Source organism: Stenotrophomonas sp. 10L48 (assembly GCF_056395105.1).
On record NZ_JBFTIX010000007.1, the window covers coordinates 194,587 to 220,187 of the forward strand.

Sequence of the window (25,601 nt, forward strand, 5' to 3'; positions counted from 1 at the left end):
CCTGGATCTCCTGATCAGTTTTTCTTGGGGCGAACCTGGATGTGCACTTCGGCCAGCTGCTCGTCGACGATCGGCGACGGCGCGTCGGTCATCAGATCCTGCGCACCGGTGGTCTTCGGGAACGGGATGACGTCGCGGATCGACTCGGTACCGGCCATCAGTGCGGCGATGCGGTCGATGCCGAAGGCGATGCCACCGTGCGGCGGCGCGCCGTAGTTCAGCGCGTCGAGCAGGAAGCCGAACTTGGCACGGGCTTCTTCGGCACCGATGCCGAGCAGTTCGAACACCGCGCTCTGCATGTCGGGGCGGTGGATACGGATCGAACCGCCGCCGATTTCATTGCCGTTGAGCACCATGTCGTAGCCGCGCGAAACGGCGGTCTTGGCGTGCGCGCGCAGGTCGGCGATGTCGTCCACGGCCGGCGCGGTGAAGGGGTGATGCAGGGCGACGTAGCGCTGCGCTTCCTCGTCCCATTCGAACATCGGGAAGTCGGTGACCCACAGCGGCGCCCAGCTGTCGGCGACCAGACCGAAGTCCTTGCCGGCCTTCAGGCGCAGCGCGCCCATGAAGTCGGACACCTTGTTGTAGCCGCCGGCACCGAAGAACACGATGTCGCCGTTGCCGGCGCCGACATGGGCGACCAGGGCGGCGAAGCCCTCTTCACTGAAGAACTTCTGGATCGGCGAGCTGATTTCACCGTTCTCGCCCACCTTGATGTAGGCCAGGCCCTTCGCACCGTACTTGGCGGCGTGCGCGGCGTACTCGTCGATCTGCTTGCGCGACAGGCTGGCACCACCGGGGATGCGCAGGGCGGCGACGCGGCCATCGGCATCATTGGCAGCAGCGGTGAACACCGGGAATTCGCTGGTCTTGACCAGCTCGGCCACGTCCACCAGTTCCAGCTCGATGCGCAGGTCAGGCTTGTCCGAACCATAGCGACGCATCGCCTCGGCCCAGGTCATGCGCGGGAAGCTGGCATCCAGTTCGACGTCGACCACTTCCTTGAAGATGGCGCGGATCATGTCTTCGACGAAGTCCTGCACGTCGCGCTCGCGGACGAAGGCGAACTCCATGTCCAGCTGGGTGAATTCCAGCTGGCGGTCGGCACGCAGGGCCTCATCGCGGAAGCAGCGCGCGATCTGGTAGTAGCGGTCGAAGCCGGCCACCATCAGGATCTGCTTGAACAGCTGCGGGCTCTGCGGCAGGGCATAGAACTCGCCCGGGTGCATGCGCGCCGGCACCAGGAAGTCGCGTGCACCTTCCGGGGTGGCCTTGGTCAGGATCGGCGTTTCGATGTCCTGGAAGCCCTTCTCGTCCAGGTGGCGGCGCAGGGCCTGCACCAGCTTGATGCGGGTGCGCTGCATGCGCTGCATCTCCGGACGGCGCAGGTCCAGGTAGCGGTACTTCAGGCGGGTTTCTTCGCCCGGGTTCTCGTGGGCGTGGAACGGCAGAGGCGCGGCCTTGTTCAGCACGGTGATGGCGGTGGCGATCACTTCCACCTTGCCCGTGCGCAGCTTGTCGTTGACCGCGTGGCGAGCACGTACCACGCCTTCCACCTGCAGCACGTCCTCATAGCCCAGCGAGGCGGCCACGGCGAACACTTCGGCGTTGTCGAGCTCCACCGTCACCTGCACGATGCCTTCATGATCGCGGAGATCGATGAAGCAGACGCCGCCCTGGTTACGGGCCACGTCGGTCCAGCCGGCGAGGGTGACAGTCTGGCCAATCAGGGTCTCATCGACCAGGCCGCAGAAGTGGGTACGCATGGGGGGAAAGCTCCGCTGGAGAACGCCGGCGCCTGATGGGGGCCGGAAAGCCTCTTATTCTGCGGCCGACGCCCCGGCCGGGGCAAATGCGGACGGTCACGCGGGCTTGATCGCCCCCGTCCTTATAGTCGCGCACCTACTCCCGTATGGGGATGTCGCCATGAAACCGCAGTCCCTGGCCAGCCTGGCCGTGATCCTTGGCACCTTTACCGCGCTCGCCCTGCACTCCGCCCCTGCCGCCGCGCAGGACGGGGTGGTCCGCTGCGAGAGCCAGAACAACCGCGAACGCGTCTGCAACACCGGCTGGCGCGATGCCCGGCTGGTCCGCCAGCTGTCCGGCTCGGCCTGTGTGGAAGGCCGAACCTGGGGCACCCGCAATGGCAGCATCTGGGTCAACAACGGCTGCCGCGCCGAATTCACCCAGGGCCGAGGCGGCTGGGGTGGCGGCAACGGCGGCGGTTGGGGTGGTGGCAACGGCAACGGCAACAGCGGCACCGTGCGCTGCGAAAGCCAGGACAACCGCGAACGCAGCTGCCCGGTGGGCTGGCGCAACGCACGCGTGGTCCGGCAGATCTCCGGCACGCAGTGCGTGGAAGGCCAGAACTGGGGCGTGCGCAACGGCGCGATCTGGGTCAACCGCGGCTGCCGCGCCGAGTTCGCCGAGGCCCGCGGTGGCTGGGGCGGCGGCAATGGTGGGGGCAATGGCGGCGGCTGGGGTGGTGGCAACAGCAACTACACCGTGACCTGCAGCAGCAACAACAACCGCCAGCAGAGCTGCAACTGGGATGAACGCCAGGGCCGGCCTGTGCTGCAGCAGCAGCTGTCCGGCAGCGCCTGCCAGGAAGGCCGGACCTGGGGCTACTCGCGCGGCAACGTGTGGGTCAGCAACGGCTGCCGGGCGCGCTTCGGCACGCGTTGAGGGGTAGCGCCGGGCTGTCCGCGGCAGCATGCCAGGGGGCCGATCAGGGTGCCGGCGCCGCTGCATCACCCCAGGGCGCCGGCGGTAGCGCGACCGGCTTGCTGAGATCGAACTCGACCCGGAAACGGCGCCCTTCCGGGCGCGTCAGCTCATAGACAAACCGCTGGTCCGGCTCGATCTCCATCGCCCAGGTGTTGTGGGTTGAAGCCAGCATGTCGGCACGGCGGAACATCGCCACCGATTCGCCATCGGCGGGGAACTGCTGGCGTTCGGCGGTGCCCGGCGGCTTGCTGTCACCGCCGTACAGGGTGATCGCATCGGGGCTGCCATCGGCGTGGCGATGGTCGTGCTTCAGGCGCAGCCCGTGCTCGGTGCGGGTCAACACCCAGGTGCGCGAATGGTCATCGCCGACGTGGAACGGGATGCGCAGCTCATGGCCCGGGTCGGCGCAGCCCCGCACGTGCATCACCAGCTTCTGCCCGGCGAAGGGGTCTTTACCGGTGGGGGCCGGCGTGTCTTCCACCACCTTGCCCTCGTACGCCTGGCCACAATGGGCAGCGACCGCGGCCATGAAGGCGTCGGCCGGCGCGGTCGACAGATCGTGGTTGACCGTATGCGATGGCTGCGAGCAGGCGGCGAGGCCGAGCAGGGCGAAGGCGGAAGCAACAGCGGCGATCGGTTTCATGCCCCAACCCTAACGGCCATGGCCGATGGGCGCAAACCGCACTCCCTGGATCCACCTCAGCGCTCGGCTGCAGGGGCGGCGGCAACCACGTCCGTCGCCGCCACCGGCGCATCTTCGCCCTGCCCTGCCGGCTCCTGCTCGACCGGATCGACATCGAACGGCGTGCGGAACACCAGCGAGGGCAGCAGCGTGGTCAAGGCGGCATACAGCAGCAGCGCGCCGAACAGCACCGCGGGAATCTGGAAGCGATCGCGCATGATCGCGGCCAGCACCAGGGTGAAGATCAGCGTCGGTGCCAGCGCCAGCGACACACGCAGGCTGCTGCGGAAGCTCTCGCCGAACATCACGCGGCGCTGCAGCCAGACCACCGCGATGCGCAGGGGCAGCACCACCAGGGTGATGACGATGCCCAGCCCCAGCGCCTCCCAGCTCAGCGCTTCGCTGGGCACCTTGGTGCCGGCGTTGAAGAAGTAGAACGGCACGAAGAACGAGGCGAACAGACGCAGCGCATGCAGGTTTTCGTGCGAGGCCAGCAGCGGCATTCGCTGGTGCAGCAGGCGCGCGACCAGGCCGGCAATGAAGGCGCCAACCAGGTAGTACACGCCCAGCAGGTAGGTGATGTACGCCGCCACCATGCCCACCATCACCAGCAGTGAGAATTCCGAGCCCGGCGCATGCGGCGCGACCCAGCGACCAAGCGCGATGAACAGCAGCGGCAGGCCGATCATCATCGCCAGCAGGGCCAGGCTGGACAGCGCCATGTGCCCGGGATCGCCAGCCTGCAGCACGATGAACAACGCCGCCAGGGCCAGCAGTTCGCCGGCGATGGCCTTGCTGGTGACCCAGAACCGCTCGTCCTCGCTCAGCCCCAGCCGCGACAGCGAATCCATGATGAAACCGGTGGAGGGGGTCAGCAGCGCAAGTGCCAGCAACCCGGCCGCCTGCCATGGCAGGCCGGCGTAACGCCAGGCCAGCCAGCCGACGCCGAACAGGGTGGCACTGCGGATCAGCAGATGCGCCAGCAGCGGCCACATGCCGCGCCGCAAGGCCTGCAGGTCAACTTCCAGGCCGGCGAACAGGAACAGTGAGGAGATGCCCAGCGTGGCCAGCAGCGCGATGACCGCGTCGTGCGCCTGGTCGCCCAGCCAGAGCATGCCGATGATGCCGAACAGCAGGCAGGTCAGCGGCGCCGGCAGGCTGAACCGCTGCAGCGCGCGCGGGATGACCAGCAGCGCGAAGATCAGCAGCAGGTAGACCAGTTCATGGCTCATCGGGGGGACTTCCGTGTGGATCGAACGCGCGCAGGATGCGGGTTCGATCCGGATCGGGCAAGCCGGACACGGCTGAAAGTGTCCTCTCCTTTCGGCAGAGCGCCCTTCAGCGGATCAGCCCATCTGCAATCCGCCCGACCTGCGCAAGTACCGCCGCGCGCTGTTCGAAGCTGATCGTGCCCGCCTGCAGATAGGCGGTCAGGACCCAGGGCGAACCGCCCTGCACCGGCCACAACACGGCGATGTCGTTGCGGGCGTCTTCGCCATTGCTGCCGGTCTTGTCGCCCACCCGCCAGCGCTTGCCCAGGCCCGCACGAAGGCAGGCATCGCCGGTTTCGTTGTCGATCAGCCAGTCGGCCAACTGCTGGCGTGAGGCAGGCCTGAGTGCATTGCCCAGCACCAGACGCTGCAGCGTCGATGCAATGGCCGCCGGCGTAGTGGTGTCGCGGGGATCATCGATGGCGAAGCTGTTCAGTTCCGGCTCCAGGCGATCGCTGCGGGTGATCGTGTCGCCGGTGGCGCGCAGGAACGCGGTCACCGCCGGCGGCCCGCCGATCGCTGCGAACAACAGGTTGGCGGCGGTGTTGTCGCTGGTGATCAACGTGGCCCGGCACAGGTCACGCACGGTCAGGTCCTTGCCGACGTGGCGGCGGGTGACCGGCGCGTGCTCCAGGAGGTCCTGGGTCCGCACCGGCAGGCGCCGGTCCAGCAGTGCCGCATCGCGCTCGGCCTGCTTGAGCACCGTGGCGGCCAGCACGCTCTTGAAGGTGCTGCACAGCGGGAAGCGTTCGTCCTGGCGATGGCCGAGGCGACGACTACCGGCACTGTCGAGCAGGGTTACGCCGAGTCGACCGCTGCACGCCTTTTCCAGTGCGGCGAAGTCGGCGGCGGCGGCGATGGCGGCATCGACCGGTGTGGCGGGCACGGTGGCGGGCACGGTGGCGGGTGCGGCAGCCCGGGCCAGCAGCGGCAACGCAAGGGTGGAGGCGACTGCGGCACTACTGAACTGCAGGAATCGACGACGGGCAAGCATGCGGAATCCTCGTGGAAGCTGTCCCGATTATTGAAAGGGTGGGCAAAGGCGACCAGCGCGTTTTTTCAGCGTCAGCCATGAGATTAATTCATGCATGACGCATTAAACCCTTTATTTATCCAACGCCCATGGCAAGGCGCTACCATCAGCCATCATCCTGCCTCACACGTCCCCATGCTGCACCCCACCCTTTCGCTGAATGCGTTGCGCGCCTTCGAAGCGGCTGCCCGGCACCAGAACTTCACCCGCGCCGCGCTGGAACTCTGCGTCAGCCAGGCGGCGCTGAGTCACCAGATACGCGGACTGGAGGACCGGCTGGGTATCCGCCTGTTCCACCGCCTGCCCCGCGGCGTGGCGTTGACCGAGGAAGGAGCAGCCCTGTACCCGGTGCTCAATGAATCCTTCGAGCGCATTTCAGCCAGCATCGCCCGCTACACCGGTGGCCCGGCGCGGGAAGTGCTGACGATCGGCGTGGTCGGCACCTTCGCCACCGGCTGGCTGCTGCCGCAGCTGGCCGCGTTCGATGCGGCCCACCCGGATATCGAACTGCGGCTGCAGACCCACAACAACCGCATCGACCTGGCCGGTGAAGGCCTGGACCTGGCGATCCGTTTCGGCGATGGCGACTGGCAGGGACAGGCCTGCACGGCGATCCTGGACGCGCCGTTCGCGCCGTTGTGCGCGCCGGCACTGGCGCGGCGGCTGAAGCATCCGCGCGACCTGGCGGCCTTGCCGCTGCTGCGTTCGTACCGCAGCGACGAATGGCCACGCTGGCTGCAGATGGCCGGGGCCAACGGCGTGGAAGCACGCGGACCGGTGTTCGATTCGTCCTTGACGCTGGCGGTAGCTGCGGCCGGTGGCGCGGGCGTTGCCCTGCTGCCGTTGCGCATGTTCGAAGCGGACCTGGCCGAGGGCCGGCTGCTGCAGCCGTTTGCCACCACGCTGGAGCTGGGTCGCTACTGGCTGACCCGTCTGCGCTCGCGTGCCGAACGGGAACCGGCCAAGCGGTTCCGCGAATGGCTGCAGGCACAGGGATGAAACACGCGCGCCGCGGGTAGCGCCGGGCCATGCCCGGCGAGCGCAGCGGTTGGAAGAAGCCGCCGGGCATGGCCCGGCGCCACCGATGGAATCAGGACTCCAGCAGTTCCATCCAGGCCGCTTCGGCCTTTTCCAGCTGTGCGGCGGCGGCTTCGCGGTCGCGGCCGAGCACGGCCATGCGCGTGGCATCGGCATAGTTGCTCGAGTCGGCAAGCTGCCGGTCCAGTTCGGCCAACACACCTTCCAGCTCGGCGACCTTGGCTTCGGCGCTGGCCAGCTTGTGCGGGTTGACCGGCTTCTTCTGCACCACCTGCGCGACCGGTGCGGTCGTGACCACCACCGGTTCCTCCACCTGCTCCATGCGTGCCTTGGTGCCCTGCGCCTGCGGGCGCGTGCGCAGCCAGGCGGCGTAGGCATCGAGGTCACCATCGAAGGGTTCGACCACGCCGTCGGCCACACGCCAGAAGGTGTCACAGACCAGGCCGATCAGGTGGCGGTCATGCGAAACCATCACGATCGCGCCATCGAAATCGGCCAGTGCTTCGGCCAGTGCTTCGCGCATTTCCAGGTCAAGGTGGTTGGTCGGTTCGTCCAGCAACAGCACGTTCGGCTGTTGCCAGGCGATCAATGCCAGCGCCAGGCGTGCACGCTCGCCACCGGAGAAACCATCCACCGGTTCAAAGGCACGGTCGCCCGGGAAATTCCACTTGCCGAGGAAATCGCGGAACGACTGGTTCGGTGCATCCGGGGCCAGGTCGCGGAAGTGCTCCATCGGCGACTGGCCTTCATGCAGCGACTCGACCGTGTGCTGGGCGAAGTAGCCGATGCGCAGGTCCGGGTGTGCGGCGCGCTCGCCGGCAATCGGTGCCAGTTCGCCCACCAGGGTCTTCACCAGGGTGGTCTTGCCGGCGCCGTTGGGGCCCAGCAGGCCGATGCGCTGGCCCGCTTCCAGGCCGAAGCCCACGTTGTGCAGGATCACCGAATCGCTGCCGTAGCCGGCCTCGACGTGGTTCAGGCGGATCAGCGAGAACGGCAGCTTGGCCGGCGGTGCGAACTCGATGCGGAATTCGCGCTCGGCGCGCACCGCCTCGGTTCCGGCCAGCTTGGCCAGGCGCTTCATCCGGCTCTGTGCCTGTGCGGCCTTGCTGGCCTGGGCCTTGAAGCGGTCGATGAAGCTCTGCAGGTGGGCGCGCTCGGCCTGTTCCTTCTCATGCGCGATCTGCTGCTGGCGCAGCTGTTCGGCACGCTGGCGCTCGAAGTCGGTGTAACCACCCGGGTAAAGCTTGGCGCCACCACCGTGCAGGTGCAGGGTGTGGGTGGCCACGTTGTCGAGGAACTCGCGGTCATGCGAGATCAGCAGCAGGGTGCCGGGGTACTTCAGCAGCCACTGTTCCAGCCAGTACACCGCGTCCAGATCCAGGTGGTTGGTCGGTTCGTCGAGCAGCAGCAGGTCGCTGGGCATCATCAGCGCGCGGGCCAGGTTCAGGCGCACGCGCCAGCCGCCGGAGAACGAGGACACGGCGCGGTGGTGCGTTTCGGCCGGGAAGCCCAGGCCATGCAGCAGCTTGCCGGCACGTGCTTCGGCGTCGTAGGCGTTCAGCTCAGCCATGCGCGTATGCGCCTCGGCCACCGCTTCCCAGTCTTCGCGGGCGGTGGCGTCGGCTTCGGCAGCCAGCACCGCAGCCACTTCGATGTCACCGCCCAGCACGAAGCTCAGCGCCGGGTCCGGCAGGGACGGGGTTTCCTGGGCAACGCTGGCGATGCGGATCTTGCCCGGCAGGTCGACGTCACCCTTGTCGGCCTCCAGTTCGCCCTTCACCGCCGCGAACAGGCTGGACTTGCCAGCACCGTTGCGGCCGACCACGCCTACCCGGTAACCGGCATGCAGGGTCAGGTCGACATTGGACAACAGCAGCCGCTCGCCGCGGCGCAAGGCGAAATTACGAAGCGAAATCATGGGGGGAGGCGTCCATATAACCGAATGGAATGTGCTGGTAAGCACTGTTCCTGCGACGCAATTCTAACGTTAACGAATACTTGACGCGCCCCGGGATGCGCGACGGCCGACGTTCCTCTCTCCCACGTCCTGTCCGCGCGCCTCCCGGGCCCCTTCCCCGTCACCGCCTGTCGCAGCTAAATGGTTGCTGCTGCAACGTTTTTTCTGATGACCGGCATTTGACAGGCACTGAATATCCCGTTAATTCCTGTATTGCGCACCGCAGCAACCGTCGTCCGCCTCACCCCCGTGATGTCGATTCCGGTGCCATCCCGCCAACCGGAGCCCCCTCCCGATGACCCGCAAGACCAGCCTGATCGCCGCCGCCGTCGCTGTCGCACTCGGTGGTTCTCCGTTCGTTGCCGCCGCCCAGCAGGCCGGCACCGCCGCCAACACCCTGGATACGGTGATCGTCACCGGCACCCGCGTGGCCGACCGCACGGTCGCCGAATCGCAGTCGCCGATCGACATCATCACCCCCGAGATCCTGCAGTCCACCGGTACCGGTGAGCTGGCCACCGCGCTGTCGCGCGCGCTGCCGTCGCTGAATTTCCCGCGCCCGGCACTGACCGACGGCACCAGCGGCGTGCGCCCGGCACAGCTGCGCGGCCTGTCGCCGGACCAGGTGCTGGTGCTGGTCAATGGCAAGCGCCGCCACACCTCGGCGATGATCAACGTCAACGGCAGCATCGGCCGCGGTTCGTCGGCGGTGGACATCAACGCGATTCCGATCGCCGCCATCGAGCGCGTCGAGGTGCTGCGCGACGGCGCCTCCGCGCAGTACGGTTCGGATGCCATCGCCGGCGTCATCAACATCGTGCTGAAGGGCAGCGGCAGCGGTGGCAGCCTGGCCGTCGATTACGGCCAGTACTCGGCTGGCGACGGCAACAAGTACCAGCTGTCCGGCGACACCGGCGTGGAATTCGGCAACGGCCGTGGCCGCGTGCACGTGGCCGGCCAGATCAGCCAGCAGGACGAGAGCGACCGCGCCGGCCCCTATCGCGGCACCACGCCGAATACCGTCAACTACCCGTCCGTGGGCCAGACCACCTTCATCGTCGGCGACCCGCGCGTGGACGCCACTGCGGCGTCGGCCAATGCCAGCTTTGATTTCAGCGACCACGTGACCGGCTATGCGAGCGCGCTGCTCAGCAACCGCGACATCACCTCGTTCGCGTTCTACCGTTCGCGCAACCACAACGGACAGACCGCGCTGCTGGCGCAGACCTACCCCGACGGCTTCGTGCCGGAGATCAACCAGTATTCCAAGGACCGCTCGCTGGTGGCCGGGGTCAAAGGCAACACCGACAACGGCTGGACCTGGGACCTGAGCCTGAACCACGGCGAGAACACCCTGGATTTCCACACCCGCAACAGCATCAACTACAGCCTGGGCGCGACCAGCCCGCGTTCGTTCTACGACGGCACGCTGAAGTACCAGCAGGACATCTTCAACGCCGACCTGACCAAGTCGCTGGACTGGGGCCTGGCCTATCCGGTCACGCTGTCCCTCGGCGGTGAGTACCGCCGCGAGAAGTGGGACCAGAACCCGGGCGAGCTGAATTCCTACACCGGCACCGGTGCGCAGGGCTTCGGCGGCTTCACCCCGACCAACGAAGTGCATACCGATCGCCACAACTATGCGGTCTATGCGGGCCTGGAAGCGGACCTGAGCGAGAAGTTCTCCGCCGGTGTCACTGGTCGTTACGAGGATTACTCGGACTTCGGCGACCGCTTCTCCGGCAAGCTGTCGGCGCGCTATGCCTTCACCGACAAGGTGGCGCTGCGTGCCACCGCCTCCAGCGGTTTCCGCGCACCGTCGCTGGCCCAGCAGGGCTACCAGGCGGTGACCAGCCAGTTCCTCAACGGCGTGTTCGTTGAACGCGGCACCTTCCCGACCACCAGCCCGGCCGCACAGGCACTGGGCGCGTCGCCGCTGAAGGCCGAGACCTCCACCTCCTACAGCCTGGGCCTGGTGCTGCAGCCGGTGGATCGCCTGTACATCACCGTCGACGCGTACCAGATCGACATCGACGACCGCATCGCGCTGTCGTCCAGCATCAGCACCAATGCCGCCAGCAGCGCGCTGCTGACCACGCTCGGCCTGCCGCAGGTGACTGCGTTCTCGTACTTCACCAACGGCCTGGACACCCGCACCCGCGGCGTCGACTTCGTGTCCAGCTACACCGTGCCGTTCAGCGCCAGCAGCCTGGAACTGACCGCGGCCTACAGCTACAACGACACCGAAGTGCAGCGCGTGGGTGGCACGCCGGCGGTGTTCGGCACACTGGGCCTGACCCAGTCGCTGATCGGCCGCGATGAAATCGGCCGCATCGAGGACAGTTATCCGCGTGACAAGACGATCCTGAGTGGCACCTGGCGTTCGGATCACTGGGAACTGGGCCTGGCGGCGACCCGCTACGGCGAGTTCACGGTGCGCAACTCAGCCACCGCCGCGCGCGACCAGACCTACGGCGACAAGTGGGTGCTGGATGCCTCGGCCAGCTACAAGCCGAGTGCGAACTGGACGCTGACGGTGGGCGCCGACAACCTGCTGGACGAGTACCCGGACCGCACCGAGGACCTGCAGAACTCGACCTTCGGCATGCTGCCGTACAGCAACTACTCGCCGTTCGGCTTCAATGGCGCGTATGTGTACGGGCGGATCAAGTACAACTGGTAAGCGGTAACGGGCGCGCCGGGCCCTGCCCGGCGGGTTCATCCGGGGTCAGATCCCTTTTCCTGCAGGAAAAGGGATCTGACCCTATTTGCTCCAAAGGTTTGCCGCATTTGGCTCATTAGGTGAAAATCGGGGCATCCCCCCGATTTCTGCGAGAGCCGATGCACCATGACACCGACCTGATCAACATCGTTGCCGTTGGTCTCGGGCTCGCCTTCATCTTCGGCGCGCTGGCCAACAAGCTCCGCTTGTCTCCTCTGGTCGGTTACCTGGTTGCTGGCATCTGCGTCGGGCCGTTCACGCCGGGCTTCGTCGCCGACCAGGCACTGGCCAACCAGCTGGCCGAGCTGGGCGTGATGCTGCTGATGTTCGGCGTCGGCCTGCACTTCTCGCTGAAGGACCTGATGGCGGTCAAGGCCATCGCCATTCCCGGTGCCATCGGCCAGATCCTGGTCGCTACCCTGCTCGGCTGGGGCCTGGCGGCATTGATGGGCTGGCCGGTCATCCACGGCGTGGTGTTCGGTTTCGCGCTGGCCACGGCCAGTACCGTAGTGCTGCTGCGCGCGATGGAAGAGCGCCGCCTGCTGGAAACCCAGCGCGGCAAGATCGCGGTCGGTTGGCTGATCGTCGAGGACCTGGCCTGCGTGCTGGCACTGGTGATGATGCCGGTGATGGCCGGTGTGTTCGGGCCCGACGCGGCCAATGAACACCACACCCTCGGCAGCGTGCTGGCCAGCATCGGCTGGACGTTCGTGCAGCTGGGCCTGTTCGTGGCGGTGATGCTGGTGGTCGGCCGCCGGGTCATTCCGTGGATCCTGGAGCGCATTGCCGGTACCGGCTCGCGCGAACTGTTCACCCTGTCGGTGCTGGCGATCGCGCTGGGCGTGGCGTTCGGCTCGGCGATGCTGTTCGGTGTGTCCTTCGCGCTGGGCGCGTTCTTCGCCGGCATGCTGCTCAATGAATCGGAACTCAGCCACAAGGCGGCCAGCGATTCCCTGCCGCTGCGCGACGCGTTCGCGGTGCTGTTCTTCGTCTCGGTGGGCATGCTGTTCAATCCCGGCATCCTGATCGAGCACCCGTGGCAGGTGCTGGCCACCGCCGGCATCATCATGTTCGGCAAATCGGCGGCGGCGTTCTTCATCGTGCGCGCGTTCGGCCACCCCACTGGCACCGCGTTGACGATCTCGGCCAGCCTGGCGCAGATCGGCGAGTTCGCCTTCATCATTGCCGGCCTCGGCGTGACCCTGAAGATCCTGCCTCCGACCGGCCAGGCGCTGGTGCTGGCCGGCGCGCTGATCTCGATCATGCTCAACCCGCTGGTGTTCGGCCTGCTCGACCGCTGGCTGCTGAAGCACCAGGAAACCACGCCCACCGCGGTGGAGACCGAGCTGCCACCGGGGCCGTCGCTGGACCTGCACGACCATGCCATCGTCATCGGCTATGGCCGCGTCGGCAGCGCGCTGGCGCAGGTGCTGCGCGACCGTGGCGTGCCGGTGATGATCATCGACGACAACAAGGAACACGTGGCCGAGGCGCATGCCGCCGGCCTGCCCGGCATCCGCGGCAGCGCCGCCTCGGACAAGGTGCTGGCCGAAGCCCATCCCGAGCGCGCGAAGATCGCGGTGCTGGCGATCCCGCAGCCGCTGGAAGCCGGTGAGACCTTGGCCAAGCTGCGTGCGATCAACCCCAACCTGACCCTGCTGGCGCGTGCGCACAGCGATGCCGAAGTGAAGCATCTGCTTGAACACGGTGCCGACGGCACGGTGATGGCCGAGCGCGAGCTGGCCTACTCGCTGGCGGAAATGGTGATGGCTACCCCGCCGTACCGCAGTCTTGGGCAGCACAGCATCCCGGTGGTGTGAGGGGTGTGCAGCAGGGCTGCGCCCTGCACCCGCTGTGGTGCCGGYCGCTGGCCGGCAAYCTCAACAGCCACAGCCGAAGCAGAAGCGGGGTTCCTGTGGGAAGGCGGGGTGGGTCCGGTTGCGGGGGACGCCGTGAATCCATCCCTGGAGGCTTGGCCGCGGCATCCATGCCGCGGACACCCCCGCAACCAGACCCACCCCGCCTTCCACAGATTTCAGCGAGCTGCGGGTACGGCGTTCGGTGCCGCTGTTGGTAGGTGTCGACCTTGGTCGACACAGTAGATCCACGCCATGCGTGGATGGGTCTCCATCGGAATCGAGTATTTCGACAGTGCATCAAAATGCGTCCACGCACGGCGTGGATCTACCTGGGTTGGCTGCGCCCAAAAAAATCCCCGGCCGACCCGCATCGGCCGGGGATGATATCGCCACGCCCTTGGAGAGCGTCTCTACCGTAACGCTTTCCTGCAGTGGTGGTGATCGCCTCTGGCGATGACGACCAAGCCAGCAGGTATCAGCCTGCCAGCGGCAGGCAGACGTCGGCACGCAACTGGTGGACAGGCACCTGTTCGGGATCATCCAGGAAGTGGAAGTACAGTGGCGCTTCGGCAAGCGCGTGCCCACTGTCCGGCCACCAGTCGCGCAGCAGCGCATCCCCCACGGCCTGCAGCTGCTCATAGGGGCCGACATGGTGGACGACCGCATGCGGACCGACGCCGAGGGCCTGCCGCCGCAGCGGCGACGAAAGTTGTGGCAGCGCGGTGGCAAATCCCATCCCGCAGTCGAAGCGGTGCGCCTGCGCGGGTACGTCCCGGTGGTCATCGATGGCGATGCCCACCAGGTGTAGCAGATCGTCGGCCAGCCCTTGCGCCTGCGCCCATTGGTACAGGCGGCCGAAGCTGGCATCGAGATCACCGAAGGCCCCCTTCGCGCGTAGCAGCACGACCTCGAACGGCTGAAGCGCGCGCACTTCCACCTTCAGCGGGGCGGCGGTCACTGCGTCCACGTCGGCCGGTGGATGCGCCAAGAGCTGCTGCCACTGCTGCCGCAGCGCTGCATCGGCGCGCAGCGCGCGCGGGGTGGTATCCAGGCGCTGCCTGCAGCGCCGCGCAAGGGCCTGCGCACTCTCATATCCAGCGGCCAGCGCAGCGTCGGTGACGCTTGCATCGGGCTGCTGCAGCGCCTGCAGGGCGTTGAGCAGGCGCAGCCGGTCCAGCGTCTGTCCGGGGCTTTCCCCGGTCAGTGCCCGGTACAGGCGCTGGAAGTGATAGGGCGACTGATGGGCGACAGTCGCCAGTGACGCTACATCCGGCAGTGCCTGCTGCTCACGCAGGCAGCCCTGCAGATGGTCGATGACCCGTTCGATTCCCTGCGCCTGGCGCAGGCCTGCAAGCCGCTTCATGACCATCTCCGCTGAGGACCTGGCTGCGATCGTGCCTGATCCTTTAGCGGGGTGCGTGACCGATCCTGCGCGATTGCCCGCCCTCAGGCCTGGGCGAGAGCCTGTTCTAGGTCCGCGCGCAGATCACCGATGTGCTCGATGCCGATCGACAGGCGCACGGTGTCCTCGCTGACCCCGGCCCTGGCCAGTTCGGCCGCATCCAGTTGGCGATGGGTGGTCGACGCAGGATGGGTGGCCAGTGACTTGGCATCGCCCAGGTTCACCAGCCGGGTGAACAGTTTCAGGGCATCGAGGAAGCGGGCGCCGGCAACGCGCCCGCCCGGCAGTCCGAAGGTCAGCACACCGGAGCCATGCCCGCCCAGATAACGCTGCGCCGCCGCGTGTTCGGGGTCGTCGGCCAGCCCGGCATAACGCACCCACGCCACCTTCGGATGCGCGCGCAGGTACTGCGCCACAGCCAGCGCATTGGCGTTGATCCGCTCCATGCGCAGCGCCAGGGTCTCGATGCCCTGCAGGATCAGGAAGGCGTTGAACGGTGACAACGCTGCGCCGGTATTGCGCAACGGCACTACCCGCGCACGGCCGATGTAGGCCGCCGCGCCGAGCGCTTCGGTATAGACCACGCCGTGATAGCTCGGATCGGGCTGGTTCAAGCGGGCGAAGCGTTGCGGCTGTGCCGTCCAGTCGAAGCGGCCGGAATCGACGATCGCCCCACCCAAGCTGGTGCCGTGGCCACCGAGGTACTTGGTGAGCGAGTGCACCACGATGTCGGCGCCATGTTCGAACGGGCGCAGCAGGAATGGCGTGGCCACCGTGTTGTCGACGATCAACGGCACGCCGGCCGCATGCGCGACCTCGGCGATGGCGGCGATGTCGGTGACGTTGCCGCGCGGGTTGCCGATCGATTCGACGAACACCGCCTTGGTGCGTTCATCGATCAAGGCCGCGAACGCCGACGGGTCAGCCGGATCGGCGAAACGCGCCTGGATGCCGTACTGCGGCAGCGTGTGCGCCAGCAGGTTGAGGCTGCCGCCATACAGCGCACTGGCAGCGACGATGTTGTCGCCGGCCTCGGCAATGGTCTGGATCGCATAGGTGATCGCGGCCTGCCCGGAAGCCAGTGCCAACGCGCCGATGCCCCCTTCCAGCGCCGCAACGCGCTGCTCCAGCACGTCGGTGGTGGGGTTCATGATGCGCGTATAGATGTTGCCCGGCACCTTCAGGTCGAACAGGTCCGCCCCGTGCTGGGTGTCATCGAATGCGTAGGCCACGGTCTGGTAGATCGGCACCGCCACCGCGCGGGTGGTCGGGTCGGGGCGGTAGCCGCCGTGCACGGCCAGGGTTTCCAGTTGCCACTGCGGATCGCTCATTGCGCCAGGCTCCTTCCGGGGAAACGCCCACCATAGGCCAGCCATCGACCGCCATTGAGAGCCCCTGGCGATGACGCCAGTACCGGCGGTTATCAGGTTGCCCGGGATTCAGGCAGTCGTCATGGGCCGTTGCTAGGCTTCGCCGCCGGGCCCTTCGCCCCGGACAAGGACGCCCTACCCATGCAGCCCTCCCCGTGGACTCCCGCCGCCGGCAACCCGACCCAGGTGCTGCTGGTCGAGGACGACCGCCGCCTTGCCGAGCTGGTCAGCGACTACCTGAGCGAACATGGATTTGCCGTGCAGCACGTGCCGCGTGGCGACCTGGCCAGCGCGGCCTGCCGCCAGCACGCGCCGGAACTGGTGGTGCTGGACCTGATGCTGCCTGGCCTCGGTGGCATCGACGTGTGCCGGCAGATCCGCAGTTTTTCCGACGTGCCGATCCTGATGCTGACGGCGTGCGAGGACGATATCGAACAGGTGCTGGGCCTGGAGTCCGGCGCCGATGACTATGTGCACAAGCCGATCGAGCCGCGCCTGCTGCTGGCGCGCCTGCGCGCGCTGCTGCGCCGTCGCCATGGCAGCGGTCCTGCCGGGGTGCCGTGCAGGCTGATGCATGGCGAGTTGCTGATCGATCGCGTGCAGCGCGAGGTCCACCTGCATGGGCAGCCCGTAGAGCTGGGCACCACCGAATTCGAGATCCTCTGGCTGCTGGCCAGCCAGCCCGGGCAGATCCTCTCGCGCGACCAGATCCTGCAGGCGGCGCGCGGCATCGGTTTCGATGGCCTGGACCGCAGCGTGGATGTCTGCATCGGCAAGCTGCGCCGCAAGCTGGGCGATGACGCGCGCGAACCGCGCCGGATCAAGACCGTGTGGGGCCGCGGTTACCAGTTCAACCCCTCGGCCTGGTCGGCGTGAAGCGCCTGTTCCTGTGGTTGTGGTTCGTCACCGGCGGCTGCCTGCTGGTGTCGGTGTTCAGCCTCAACCATCTGCTGGACCGCATCTACACGCCCCTGCAGGAACGAGTCTTCGTCGAACAGGTGCGCGGACAGGTGTATGCGCTGCGTAGCGGACTGGCCGGCTTGGACCGCCAGCAGCAACAGCAGCGCCTGCTGCAGTGGCAGCCGCATTACGGCATTGCGCTGTCACTGCTGGATGCACCGCCCCTGCTCGATGACGAAGAGCGCAGTGCCCTGCGCGGGGACGGCTTCATCGTCCGTGAGCGCTACCAGCAGGTGCTGCTGCCCATCGAGGGGACTGACGGACGCTGGCTGCAGCTGCGCCTTCCCGGCGAGGTGCAGATGACCCTGTACATGACCGCCGCCGCCTACCTGTGCATCCTGCTGCTGGTCGGCGCCTGCCTGTATGCCTGGGTACGCCTGCTGTGGCGCGACCTGGAAGCGCTGCGGGGTCATGCCGATCGCATCGGTGCCGGCGACCTGCAGGCACGTGCGCAGGTATCACCACGCTCGCAGATCCGGGTCATCGTCGAGCATTCCAACCGCATGGCCGCGCGCGTGGCCGAACTGGTGCAACGGCAGCGCGATCTTACCCATGCCATTTCCCACGAGCTGCGCACGCCGATCGCACGCCTGGCCTTCGGCCTGGATCTGATGCAGGACAGCAACGACCCGGCGCGGCGGGCACACCTCGCTGCCGGCCTGCATGGTGATCTGGCCGAGCTCAACCGGTTGGTCAGCGAACTGCTGGCCTATGAGCGTCTGGAGCATCCCAACGACGCCGAGCCCATGCAGCGGATCGAGGCGAACGACTGGCTGCAGGCCTGCATGGAAGACGCACGGCGCGATGCCGAGCGCGCGGGCCTGGTGCTGCAGGTCTGGCCCAGCGCGCTGCCACGCGTGGATGCCGAGCCACGCCTGCTGCAGCTGGCCCTGAGCAACCTGGTCGGCAACGCGATGCGCTATGCACGCACCCGTGTGGAGGTGTCACTGGTCAGCGTGGCCGGCAAGGCCTGCCTGCGCGTGGATGACGATGGCCCCGGCATTGCCGAAGGCGATCGCGAGAAGGTGTTGCGCCCGTTCACCCGCCTGGATGACAGCCGCAGCCGCGACACCGGCGGCTTTGGTCTTGGCCTGGCCATCGCCGGGCGCATCGCGGTTCGTCACCACGGCGAGCTGCGCGTGGGACGCGCGACCCTGGGCGGTGCACGCCTGGAAATGCACTGGCCACTGGCTGCCAGCTGAACGCCACGGGCCGCGCTTACAGTTGCTTACAACTCCCGCACAACTGCGGACGGATTGGTCGGTGGCATCCCGCCACGCTGTCGACCCAGCAGCACGCGCCGGATGCGCGCACTGCATTTCCTCCCACTGTAGAGAGTTGCCATGTCCCACCGTCGCCGTTTCCCCACCCTGCTCGGCCTGGCCCTGCTGCCCTTGTTCGCAACGTCCACAGCGCATGCCAAGGAGGATCAATGGACCTTCGAGCTGGCCGCCGGTGGCGGCGTTGCCCCGCGCTACAGCGGCAGCGAGGAATTCCAGGCCGCACCGACGCTGTCGTTCGACGTGACTTCGCCGGGCGGCTGGTTTCTGGGTACCAGCGGTGCGGGTTGGGGCACGGCGATCGGCGAACACACCCGCGTGCGTGCCTACGTCGGCGGCAGCGGCAGCCGACGCGAGAAGAACTCGATCCTCGGCGGCTCGGACTTCCTGCGTGGCATGGGCGATATCGATACCCGGCCCCTGGTCGGCCTGGCGGCTGGCTATACGCTGGGTGAGGCGGTGTTGAGTGGTTCCTGGCAGTACACGCTGAAAGACGATGACAAGGGCGACAACGGCCTTGCCACCCAGCAGATCCACCTGAACCTGGAGATGCCGCTGTTCGATCTGGCCGGTGGCGTGGTCAGCGGCAGCGTCTCCACCGACTACGGCAACCGCGGCTATATGCAGACCTGGTACGGCGTCAGCCCCGACCAGGCCGCACGTACCGGGTTCGCCCAGCACAAGCCCAAGGCCGGCCTGGTCAGCGCCGGGCTGGGCATGAAATGGAGCCATCGCGCTGGTCGCAATGGCAACTGGTACATCGCCGTGGAGGGCACCCGCCTGCTCGGCGACGCCGCCGACAGCCCGATCGTGCAGAAGGCCAACCAGTTCGGGTTGATGACCGGGTATACGCACCGGTTCTGAGCATGGCCGGCGAGCGCCGGGCACCGACGTTCGCGCTGGCAAAGAGACGGGGCGCTGCGATCATGCAGCGCCCCGTTGCACGCATCAGGCCTTGGCGAACACCAGATGGCCGCCGTCGTTGCCCACTTCGATGGTATCGCCGTTGACGAACGCACCGGACAGGATCTTCTGCGCCAGCGGGTTTTCCAGCTGTGCCTGGATCGCACGCTTCAGCGGACGCGCGCCGTAGACCGGATCGAAGCCGACGTTGCCGAGCAGATCGAACGCTGCATCGGACACCACCAGCTTCAGGCCACGCTCGGCCAGGCGCTTTTCCAGGCCACGCATCTGGATGCGCGCAATCTGCTTGATCTGCTGCTTGTCCAGCGGATGGAACACCACGATGTCATCCAACCGGTTGATGAACTCCGGACGGAAGTGCGCCTGCACCACGCCCATCACCGCCGCCTTCATCTGCGTGTAGGCCTCCGGCGTGTCATCGCCGCTCATGTCCTGGATCTGGTGCGAACCCAGGTTGGAGGTCATCACGATGACGGTATTGCGGAAGTCCACCGTGCGGCCCTGGCCATCGGTCAGGCGACCGTCGTCCAGTACCTGCAGCAGGATGTTGAACACATCCGGATGCGCCTTTTCCACCTCGTCCAGCAGGATCAGCGAATACGGGCGACGGCGCACAGCCTCGGTGAGGTAACCGCCTTCCTCATAGCCCACGTAGCCGGGGGGCGCACCGATCAGGCGTGCGACGCTGTGCTTCTCCATGAACTCGCTCATGTCGATGCGGATCATCGCGTCGGCGCTGTCGAACAGGAACTCGGCCAGCGACTTGCACAGTTCGGTCTTGCCCACGCCGGTCGGGCCCAGGAACAGGAACGATCCCCCCGGTCGATTCGGATCGGACAAGCCAGCGCGCGAACGACGCACCGCGTCGGACACCACCTTGATCGCCTCTTCCTGGCCGACCACGCGGTTGTGCAGCACCTCTTCCATGCGCAGCAGCTTGTCACGCTCGCCTTCGAGCATCTTGTTGACCGGGATGCCGGTCCAGCGCGAGACGACCTCGGCGATCTCCTCGTCGGTGACACGGTCCTGCACCAGCTTGAAGTCGTGGTTCTCCACTTCCTGGGCGGCGGCCAGCTGCTTTTCCAGCTGCGGCAGCACGCCATACTGGATCTCGCTCATGCGCGCGAAATCCTGCCGGCGCTGGGCCGACTCCAGTTCAACCTTGGCCTGCTCGACCTGTTCCTTGATCTTCGTCGTGCCCTGCAGCGCGGCCTTCTCCGACTTCCAGACTTCGTTGAGATCGGAGAACTCGCGCTCCAGCGCATCGATATCTTTTTCCAGATCGGCCAGGCGCTGCCGCGAAGCGTCGTCCTTTTCCTTCTTCAGCATCTCGCGCTGGATCTTCAGCTGGATCAGGCGACGTTCCAGCCGGTCCAGTTCCTCCGGCTTGGAATCGATCTCCATGCGCAGCCGTGAAGCGGCCTCGTCCATCAGGTCGATGGCCTTGTCCGGCAGCTGGCGGTCGGTGATGTAGCGGTTGGACAGGGTGGCCGCAGCGACGATGGCCGGGTCGGTGATCTCCACCCCGTGGTGCACCGCGTACTTTTCCTTCAGGCCGCGCAGGATCGCGATGGTGTCCTCCACCGTCGGCTCGCCCACGAAGACTTTCTGGAAGCGGCGCTCCAGCGCGGCATCCTTCTCGATGTACTTGCGGTACTCGTCCAGCGTGGTCGCACCGACGCAGTGCAGTTCGCCGCGCGCGAGTGCCGGCTTGAGCATGTTGCCGGCATCCATCGCACCGTCGGCCTTGCCCGCGCCAACCATGGTGTGCAGCTCGTCGATGAACAGGATGATCTGCCCTTCACTCTTGGCCAGGTCGTTGAGCACGCCCTTCAGGCGTTCTTCGAATTCACCGCGGAACTTCGCGCCGGCGATCAGCGCGCCCATGTCCAACGACAGCACGCGCTTGCCGCGCAGGCCTTCAGGCACTTCGTCATTGATGATGCGCTGGGCCAGGCCTTCGACGATCGCGGTCTTGCCCACGCCGGGTTCGCCGATCAGCACCGGATTGTTCTTGGTACGACGCTGCAGCACCTGGATGGTGCGGCGGATTTCTTCGTCGCGACCGATCACCGGGTCGAGCTTGCCGCTCTCGGCGCGTGCGGTCAGGTCGATGGTGTATTTCTCCAGCGCCTGCCGCTGCTCTTCGGCGTTCTCCGACTGCACGTTCTCGCCACCACGCAGTTTGTCGATGGCGGTCTGCAGGCGCGCCTTGTCGGCACCGGCAGCGCGCATCGCCATGCCCAGCGTGCCGCCGTCTTCCAGCGCGGCCAGCACGAACCACTCGCTGGCGATGAAGGCATCACCGTTCTGCTGGGCCAGCTTGTCGGTGTGGTTGAGCAGGCGGTTGAGGTCGTTGCCGATCGACAGGTTGCCGGCCTGGCCGGACACTTTCGGGAGCGCTTCAAGCGCCTCGTCCAGGCGTTCGCGCAGCACCGGCACGTTGACGCCGGCCTGGGCCAGCAGCGGCCGGGTGCTGCCCCCCTGCTGGTCAAGCAGGGCACTGAACACGTGCACCGGTTCGATGATGCTGTTGTCGCGGCCTACCGCCAGCGATTGCGCGTCTGCCAGCGCCTGCTGGAAACGCGAGGTGAGCTTGTCCATCCGCATTGCGAAACCTCATCGGTCATCTTGGCCGGCCCACGCCGGCGATGCTGGAAAGATGCGGTTGCCCCACCCCGTTTCAAGGGTGGCTGCGACTGCATTCGAAGGCCAGTCAGCCTGTGGCCAGCATGCCGGAAGCGGTGTTGTCGGCGCGTTGATCCGGATCAGATCTGCACGCTGGAGTCCTCAATGGGTGATCGCGGCCCGGATCGCCCGCAGCTGCTGCTTGACCGCCCGCGCCTGCGCCACGTCCATGCGCAGCAAGGCCTTCTGCCCGATCGAGCGCGACTGCAGGGTGGCATCGGCGAAGCGGTAGCGGCCGCGTTCATCGCGCTGCAGCGGTGGCGCCTGGGCCAGCTCCGGGGTGTCCAGCAGGTGGTCGATCACCGTTACCAGGCGATCATTGAAATACCCGTCGGGACGGCCCAGATCGACATACGCCTGCTGGATCAATGGATAGAAGCGCTTGTACGCGTGGGCCGCCGCCGCCGGGTCGAGCGCAGTGAAGGCCTGCACATAGGGCGCATAGCGCGCTGCATTGGCCGCGGCGATGCGTTCGCCGCCCTCGCCCGGCTCCACCTGCAGGCTGCCCGGTAGCGGCCGGAAGGCCAGCGCGGTAGGCGGCACACTGGCCTTGTCCAGGTTGTCGACCTGGGTGACCAGGCGCTGGATCAGGTGATCGCGCAGCAGCGCAGTCAACGCGCCCTCGCCCTTGAACAGTCCGCTCAATGTGCTCCAGGCGGCGGCATCGCTGTCGGCCAGTGACGGCAGTGCCGGGTCGGCGGCGGCCTCGGAATCCAGCGGATGCTTGATCGGAGAGGGCGCGGGTTCGTGCGTAGCAGCGGGCTTCGGTGTGGCGACTGCCGAGGTCGGCGCGGATTGCTCCGGCACCGCTACGCCATCTGCCAGGTGCTGCAACTGGTCGCGGAACAACCACGTGCCCGCGCCGCCCACCACCACCACGCCCAGAACCCAGGGCCAAACCACTTTTCCACTCTGCATGATGCAGAACCTCGCCTTTCAGCTGCATGGACAAGGTGTGACTGCCCTGATTCGGCAGGGTTCCCCAGCCATTCCGCTGCCGTTGTGGTTCACGCCTGCTTTGCGCGGTACGCGCGACCCTGCTGTTCCTGTTGGGTGGAGAAGCCTTCATGCAGTACGCGTTGTACTACTGGACCGGCATCCAGGGCCGTGGCGAATTCGTGCGGCTGGCGCTGGAAGATGCCGGCGCCGATTACGTGGACATGGCGCGTGTGCACGGCGACGCCGTGATGCAGCCGTTCCTCGATGGCCACAGCGAAGGTGCGCAACCTTTCGCGCCACCGTTCCTGAAGGCGGGGCGACAGGTCATCGCACAGGTCGCGGCCATTCTCGATTTCCTCGGCCCGACGCTGGATCTGGTTCCGCAGGCCGCCTCGCGGCGCATGCAGGCGCTGCAGTTGCAGCTGACCATCGCCGATCTGGTGGCCGAAGTGCACGACACCCACCATCCGATCGCCGCGTCGAAGTACTACGAAGACCAGAAGACCGAGGCCAGGGCGCGCGCGGCAGCGATGCGCGATGAGCGCCTGCCGAAATTCCTTGGCTACTTCGAGCAGGTGCTGAAGGCCAATGGCGGTCGCCACCCGCTGCGCGAACACTCCTACGTGGACCTGTCGCTGTTCCAGTTGCTGAGCGGGCTGGACTACATGTTCCCACGCCGCATGCGGGCGCTGTGGCCGACGTTGCCACTGCTGCGCGCGCTGAAGGATCGGGTGGAACAACGGCCCGGCATCGCCGCCTATCTCGCTTCGGAGCGGCGGCTTGCCTTCAACACCAACGGCATCTTCCGGCATTACCCGGAACTTGATGGCGAGAAGTAGCGCCGGGCCATGCCCGGCGGCAGCGCAACCCAACGCCGGGCATGGCCCGGCGCTACCGGTCAATGGGCGTTTTCAGTCAGCGGCTTCACCGCCTGCTTCTGCAGCGACAGCAGCCCCAGCAGGATGGCCAGCGCCACATAGGCGCCGGCGAACTGCCAGCTGATGACGCGGGCCAGGCCCTGCAGATCCCACGGCAGGTAGATGCCGCCGCGCGGATCCACCGAATGGATCAGGCCGAACAGGGTGAGCACCGCCGCCACCAGCAGGAAGCCGCAGGCGCGGCGCAGACGGCCATCGACCATCGCTGCGACGGTGGCGATCCACAGCATCGAGGTGATGATGAAGCCGTTGCCCAGCGCGAAGATCACCGCCAGCTCCGGCAGGCCGTGGCCATCGACGTGGGTCAGCAGCGCGCCCATCTGCTCGGCCGGAATCCAGCCCGGCGCCTTGATCGCCAGCAGGTAGGCCGCCGACGGCAGGAAGCCCAGCACCATCGCACCGGCATGCTGGCGCGGGGTGGCCTGGAACGCCTGGGTGGTGATGTCGATCGACACGTACACGATGATCGGCGCCAGCACCGCCAGCGGCAGCCACTGCACCAGCCCGGAAATGATGCCGAGCATGCCGCCGATGCCGACGAACAGGCCGGTCAGCAGCGTGTAGCCGCTGCGCGCACCCATGTGCTTGTAGGCCGGCTGGCCGATGTACGGGGTGGTCTGCGCAACGCCACCGCAGACGCCGGCGACCAGCGTGGCCACTGCCTCCACCAGCAGGATGTCGCGGGTGCGGTAGTCATCGCCGGCCGCGCGCGCGCTTTCGGATACGTTGATGCCACCGACCACCATCAGCAGGCCGAACGGCAACAGCAGCGGCAGGTAGGTCATCGCGGTCGGCAGGCCCTCGATGAAGCCCAGCGTCGGCAGCGGCAGCACCACCTGCGGCGGCACCCAGGCGGGAATCTGGAAGCCGGGCACACCCAGGCCGGCCAGGCCGAGCCCGTAATACAGCACGGTGCCGAACACGAAGGCCAGCAGCACACCGGGGCCGCGCAGCGGCAGCTTGCCCTTGGCGATCAGCACGTACAGCAGCAGGCCCAGCGTGGTGAAGCCCACCAGCGGCGAGCGCAGGGTCTCCAGCAAGGGCAGCAGGCCCATCAGCACCAGTGCGATGCCCGCGATGGAACCCAGCAGCGCAGCGCGCGGCAGCGCGCGGGTCACCGCTTCACCGAAGAAGGACAGGATCAGCTTGAGCACGCCCATGATGACCAGCGAGGCCATGCCCAGCTGCCAGGTGGCGATGGCGGCGGCATGCGGGTCCAGGCCCTGATGCTTGAAGGCCAGGAAGGCCGGGCCCAGCACCAGCAGCGCCATGCCGATGCTGGTCGGCGCATCCAGGCCCAGCGGCATGGCGGTGACGTCGTCGCGCCCGGTACGCGCGGCCAGGCGCCGTGCCATCAGGGTGTACAGCAGGTTGCCGACCAGCACGCCCAGGGCAGTGCCGGGGAACATGCGGCCGAAGACCACGTCGGCGGGGAACTGGAACATCCCGACCAGGGCCATGGCGATGAAGCCGAGGATGGAGAGGTTGTCGACGACCAGGCCGAAGAAGCCATTGAAGTCGCCAGCGACGAACCAGCGGCGCGGCGCGGTGGAAGCGGGAGCGGACATGGAAGGGGCGGTGGGGGTGGGGACCGCCGATGGTAGGCCCAGCGGGGCCGGCGCGCCAATTCCCGAGTGGAATGATGGGTTCCAGCCAACGGCGGAGCCCCTCGTGGTTGGTCGCTGAAAGCAGCCTATCGGCGTGGGTCGTGCGGGGTGGGCTGCGCAGGACACGCCGTAAACCCGTCCATGGGGACTCGATGGCGCCATCCATGGCGCCAACGGTCCTGCGCAGGCCCCCCCCCCCCGCCC

General features: G+C 67.1%; 18 protein-coding genes. 8 read left to right on the forward strand and 10 right to left on the reverse strand.

Features of this window, described 5'->3' with window-relative positions; genetic code table 11:
• Window positions 1-14 precede the first annotated feature (14 nt).
• Window positions 15-1,766, reverse strand: coding sequence for an aspartate--tRNA ligase (aspS, locus tag AC1DCU_RS13915; RefSeq protein WP_032975143.1), 1,752 nt, complete (start codon window positions 1,764-1,766; stop codon window positions 15-17).
• Window positions 1,767-1,926: 160 nt separating this feature from the next.
• Here aspS and AC1DCU_RS13920 point away from each other — a divergent pair, with 160 nt between their 5' ends.
• The gene (locus tag AC1DCU_RS13920) at window positions 1,927-2,685 is read left to right on the forward strand and encodes a DUF3011 domain-containing protein (RefSeq protein WP_025874683.1); all 759 of its coding nucleotides are present in this window, start codon (window positions 1,927-1,929) and stop codon (window positions 2,683-2,685) included.
• 43 nt (window positions 2,686-2,728) lie between these two features.
• Here AC1DCU_RS13920 and AC1DCU_RS13925 read toward each other — a convergent pair whose 3' ends face one another.
• The 3 genes from AC1DCU_RS13925 to blaL2 all read right to left on the reverse strand — a co-directional run bounded on the left by AC1DCU_RS13925 (window position 2,729) and on the right by blaL2 (window position 5,674).
• Entirely contained in the window at window positions 2,729-3,370 is a 642-nt protein-coding gene (locus AC1DCU_RS13925) for a hypothetical protein (RefSeq protein WP_025874684.1), read from the reverse strand.
• Window positions 3,371-3,426: 56 nt separating this feature from the next.
• Window positions 3,427-4,641, reverse strand: coding sequence for a cation:proton antiporter (locus tag AC1DCU_RS13930; protein WP_032975144.1), 1,215 nt, complete (start codon window positions 4,639-4,641; stop codon window positions 3,427-3,429).
• A gap of 106 nt (window positions 4,642-4,747) precedes the next feature.
• Entirely contained in the window at window positions 4,748-5,674 is a 927-nt protein-coding gene (gene blaL2 / locus AC1DCU_RS13935) for a L2 family extended-spectrum class A beta-lactamase (protein WP_282279913.1), read from the reverse strand.
• A gap of 174 nt (window positions 5,675-5,848) precedes the next feature.
• Between blaL2 and ampR the strand changes: the two genes are divergently transcribed.
• Window positions 5,849-6,712 carry a LysR family transcriptional regulator AmpR gene (ampR, locus tag AC1DCU_RS13940; protein ID WP_180830797.1) on the forward strand — a complete coding sequence of 288 codons (864 nt, stop codon included), beginning with the start codon at window positions 5,849-5,851 and terminating at the stop codon, window positions 6,710-6,712.
• Window positions 6,713-6,803: 91 nt separating this feature from the next.
• On the opposite strand, the gene AC1DCU_RS13945 is transcribed toward ampR, so the two are convergent.
• Window positions 6,804-8,669: an ABC-F family ATP-binding cassette domain-containing protein gene (locus AC1DCU_RS13945; RefSeq protein WP_025874689.1), complete on the reverse strand. Its 1,866-nt coding sequence runs from the start codon at window positions 8,667-8,669 to the stop codon at window positions 6,804-6,806.
• Window positions 8,670-9,003: 334 nt separating this feature from the next.
• Here AC1DCU_RS13945 and AC1DCU_RS13950 point away from each other — a divergent pair, with 334 nt between their 5' ends.
• On the forward strand, window positions 9,004-11,391 hold the full coding sequence (locus AC1DCU_RS13950; RefSeq protein ID WP_282279915.1) for a TonB-dependent receptor plug domain-containing protein: 2,388 nt from the start codon (window positions 9,004-9,006) through the stop codon (window positions 11,389-11,391).
• A 158-nt stretch (window positions 11,392-11,549) separates the two neighbouring features.
• Window positions 11,550-13,250, forward strand: coding sequence for a YbaL family putative K(+) efflux transporter (gene ybaL, locus AC1DCU_RS13955; protein ID WP_025874691.1), 1,701 nt, complete (start codon window positions 11,550-11,552; stop codon window positions 13,248-13,250).
• Between the two features lie 514 nt (window positions 13,251-13,764).
• Here the strand turns inward: ybaL and AC1DCU_RS13960 are convergent.
• Complete coding sequence (locus AC1DCU_RS13960) at window positions 13,765-14,652, reverse strand: AraC family transcriptional regulator (protein WP_282279916.1); 888 nt, start codon at window positions 14,650-14,652, stop codon at window positions 13,765-13,767.
• 83 nt (window positions 14,653-14,735) lie between these two features.
• Complete coding sequence (locus tag AC1DCU_RS13965) at window positions 14,736-16,022, reverse strand: O-acetylhomoserine aminocarboxypropyltransferase/cysteine synthase family protein (protein ID WP_033831836.1); 1,287 nt, start codon at window positions 16,020-16,022, stop codon at window positions 14,736-14,738.
• A gap of 180 nt (window positions 16,023-16,202) precedes the next feature.
• Between AC1DCU_RS13965 and AC1DCU_RS13970 the strand changes: the two genes are divergently transcribed.
• From AC1DCU_RS13970 to AC1DCU_RS13980, 3 genes are all read left to right on the forward strand, one after another.
• Complete coding sequence (locus AC1DCU_RS13970) at window positions 16,203-16,937, forward strand: winged helix-turn-helix domain-containing protein (protein WP_025874693.1); 735 nt, start codon at window positions 16,203-16,205, stop codon at window positions 16,935-16,937.
• Window positions 16,934-18,223, forward strand: coding sequence for an ATP-binding protein (locus tag AC1DCU_RS13975; RefSeq protein ID WP_313115884.1), 1,290 nt, complete (start codon window positions 16,934-16,936; stop codon window positions 18,221-18,223). The genes AC1DCU_RS13970 and AC1DCU_RS13975 overlap by 4 nt, the downstream gene beginning before the upstream one ends.
• Window positions 18,224-18,364: 141 nt before the next feature.
• Window positions 18,365-19,165 (forward strand): MipA/OmpV family protein, encoded by an 801-nt coding sequence (locus tag AC1DCU_RS13980; RefSeq protein ID WP_025874695.1) that lies wholly within the window; start codon window positions 18,365-18,367, stop codon window positions 19,163-19,165.
• Between the two features lie 84 nt (window positions 19,166-19,249).
• Here the strand turns inward: AC1DCU_RS13980 and clpB are convergent, their stop codons facing one another.
• Both clpB and AC1DCU_RS13990 read right to left on the reverse strand, forming a co-directional pair.
• Window positions 19,250-21,835, reverse strand: coding sequence for an ATP-dependent chaperone ClpB (gene clpB, locus AC1DCU_RS13985; protein ID WP_442252334.1), 2,586 nt, complete (start codon window positions 21,833-21,835; stop codon window positions 19,250-19,252).
• 180 nt (window positions 21,836-22,015) lie between these two features.
• Window positions 22,016-22,831 carry a DUF3014 domain-containing protein gene (locus AC1DCU_RS13990; RefSeq protein WP_442252333.1) on the reverse strand — a complete coding sequence of 272 codons (816 nt, stop codon included), beginning with the start codon at window positions 22,829-22,831 and terminating at the stop codon, window positions 22,016-22,018.
• 149 nt (window positions 22,832-22,980) lie between these two features.
• On the opposite strand from AC1DCU_RS13990, the gene AC1DCU_RS13995 reads away from it, so the two are divergent.
• Window positions 22,981-23,691: a glutathione S-transferase gene (locus AC1DCU_RS13995; protein ID WP_100436829.1), complete on the forward strand. Its 711-nt coding sequence runs from the start codon at window positions 22,981-22,983 to the stop codon at window positions 23,689-23,691.
• Between the two features lie 59 nt (window positions 23,692-23,750).
• Here the strand turns inward: AC1DCU_RS13995 and AC1DCU_RS14000 are convergent, their stop codons facing one another.
• Complete coding sequence (locus AC1DCU_RS14000; RefSeq protein WP_478013543.1) at window positions 23,751-25,358, reverse strand: SulP family inorganic anion transporter; 1,608 nt, start codon at window positions 25,356-25,358, stop codon at window positions 23,751-23,753.
• Window positions 25,359-25,601: the final 243 nt, after the last annotated feature.

Coding starts and splice junctions, on each gene's coding strand:
- aspS (WP_032975143.1), bottom strand. CDS start 1,766: ATGCGTACCCACTTCTGCGGCCTGGTCGATGAGACCCTGATTGGCCAG.
- AC1DCU_RS13920 (WP_025874683.1), top strand. CDS start 1,927: ATGAAACCGCAGTCCCTGGCCAGCCTGGCCGTGATCCTTGGCACCTTT.
- AC1DCU_RS13925 (WP_025874684.1), bottom strand. CDS start 3,370: ATGAAACCGATCGCCGCTGTTGCTTCCGCCTTCGCCCTGCTCGGCCTC.
- AC1DCU_RS13930 (WP_032975144.1), bottom strand. CDS start 4,641: ATGAGCCATGAACTGGTCTACCTGCTGCTGATCTTCGCGCTGCTGGTC.
- blaL2 (WP_282279913.1), bottom strand. CDS start 5,674: ATGCTTGCCCGTCGTCGATTCCTGCAGTTCAGTAGTGCCGCAGTCGCC.
- ampR (WP_180830797.1), top strand. CDS start 5,849: ATGCTGCACCCCACCCTTTCGCTGAATGCGTTGCGCGCCTTCGAAGCG.
- AC1DCU_RS13945 (WP_025874689.1), bottom strand. CDS start 8,669: ATGATTTCGCTTCGTAATTTCGCCTTGCGCCGCGGCGAGCGGCTGCTG.
- AC1DCU_RS13950 (WP_282279915.1), top strand. CDS start 9,004: ATGACCCGCAAGACCAGCCTGATCGCCGCCGCCGTCGCTGTCGCACTC.
- ybaL (WP_025874691.1), top strand. CDS start 11,550: ATGCACCATGACACCGACCTGATCAACATCGTTGCCGTTGGTCTCGGG.
- AC1DCU_RS13960 (WP_282279916.1), bottom strand. CDS start 14,652: ATGAAGCGGCTTGCAGGCCTGCGCCAGGCGCAGGGAATCGAACGGGTC.
- AC1DCU_RS13965 (WP_033831836.1), bottom strand. CDS start 16,022: ATGAGCGATCCGCAGTGGCAACTGGAAACCCTGGCCGTGCACGGCGGC.
- AC1DCU_RS13970 (WP_025874693.1), top strand. CDS start 16,203: ATGCAGCCCTCCCCGTGGACTCCCGCCGCCGGCAACCCGACCCAGGTG.
- AC1DCU_RS13980 (WP_025874695.1), top strand. CDS start 18,365: ATGTCCCACCGTCGCCGTTTCCCCACCCTGCTCGGCCTGGCCCTGCTG.
- clpB (WP_442252334.1), bottom strand. CDS start 21,835: ATGCGGATGGACAAGCTCACCTCGCGTTTCCAGCAGGCGCTGGCAGAC.
- AC1DCU_RS13990 (WP_442252333.1), bottom strand. CDS start 22,831: ATGCAGAGTGGAAAAGTGGTTTGGCCCTGGGTTCTGGGCGTGGTGGTG.
- AC1DCU_RS13995 (WP_100436829.1), top strand. CDS start 22,981: ATGCAGTACGCGTTGTACTACTGGACCGGCATCCAGGGCCGTGGCGAA.
- AC1DCU_RS14000 (WP_478013543.1), bottom strand. CDS start 25,358: ATGTCCGCTCCCGCTTCCACCGCGCCGCGCCGCTGGTTCGTCGCTGGC.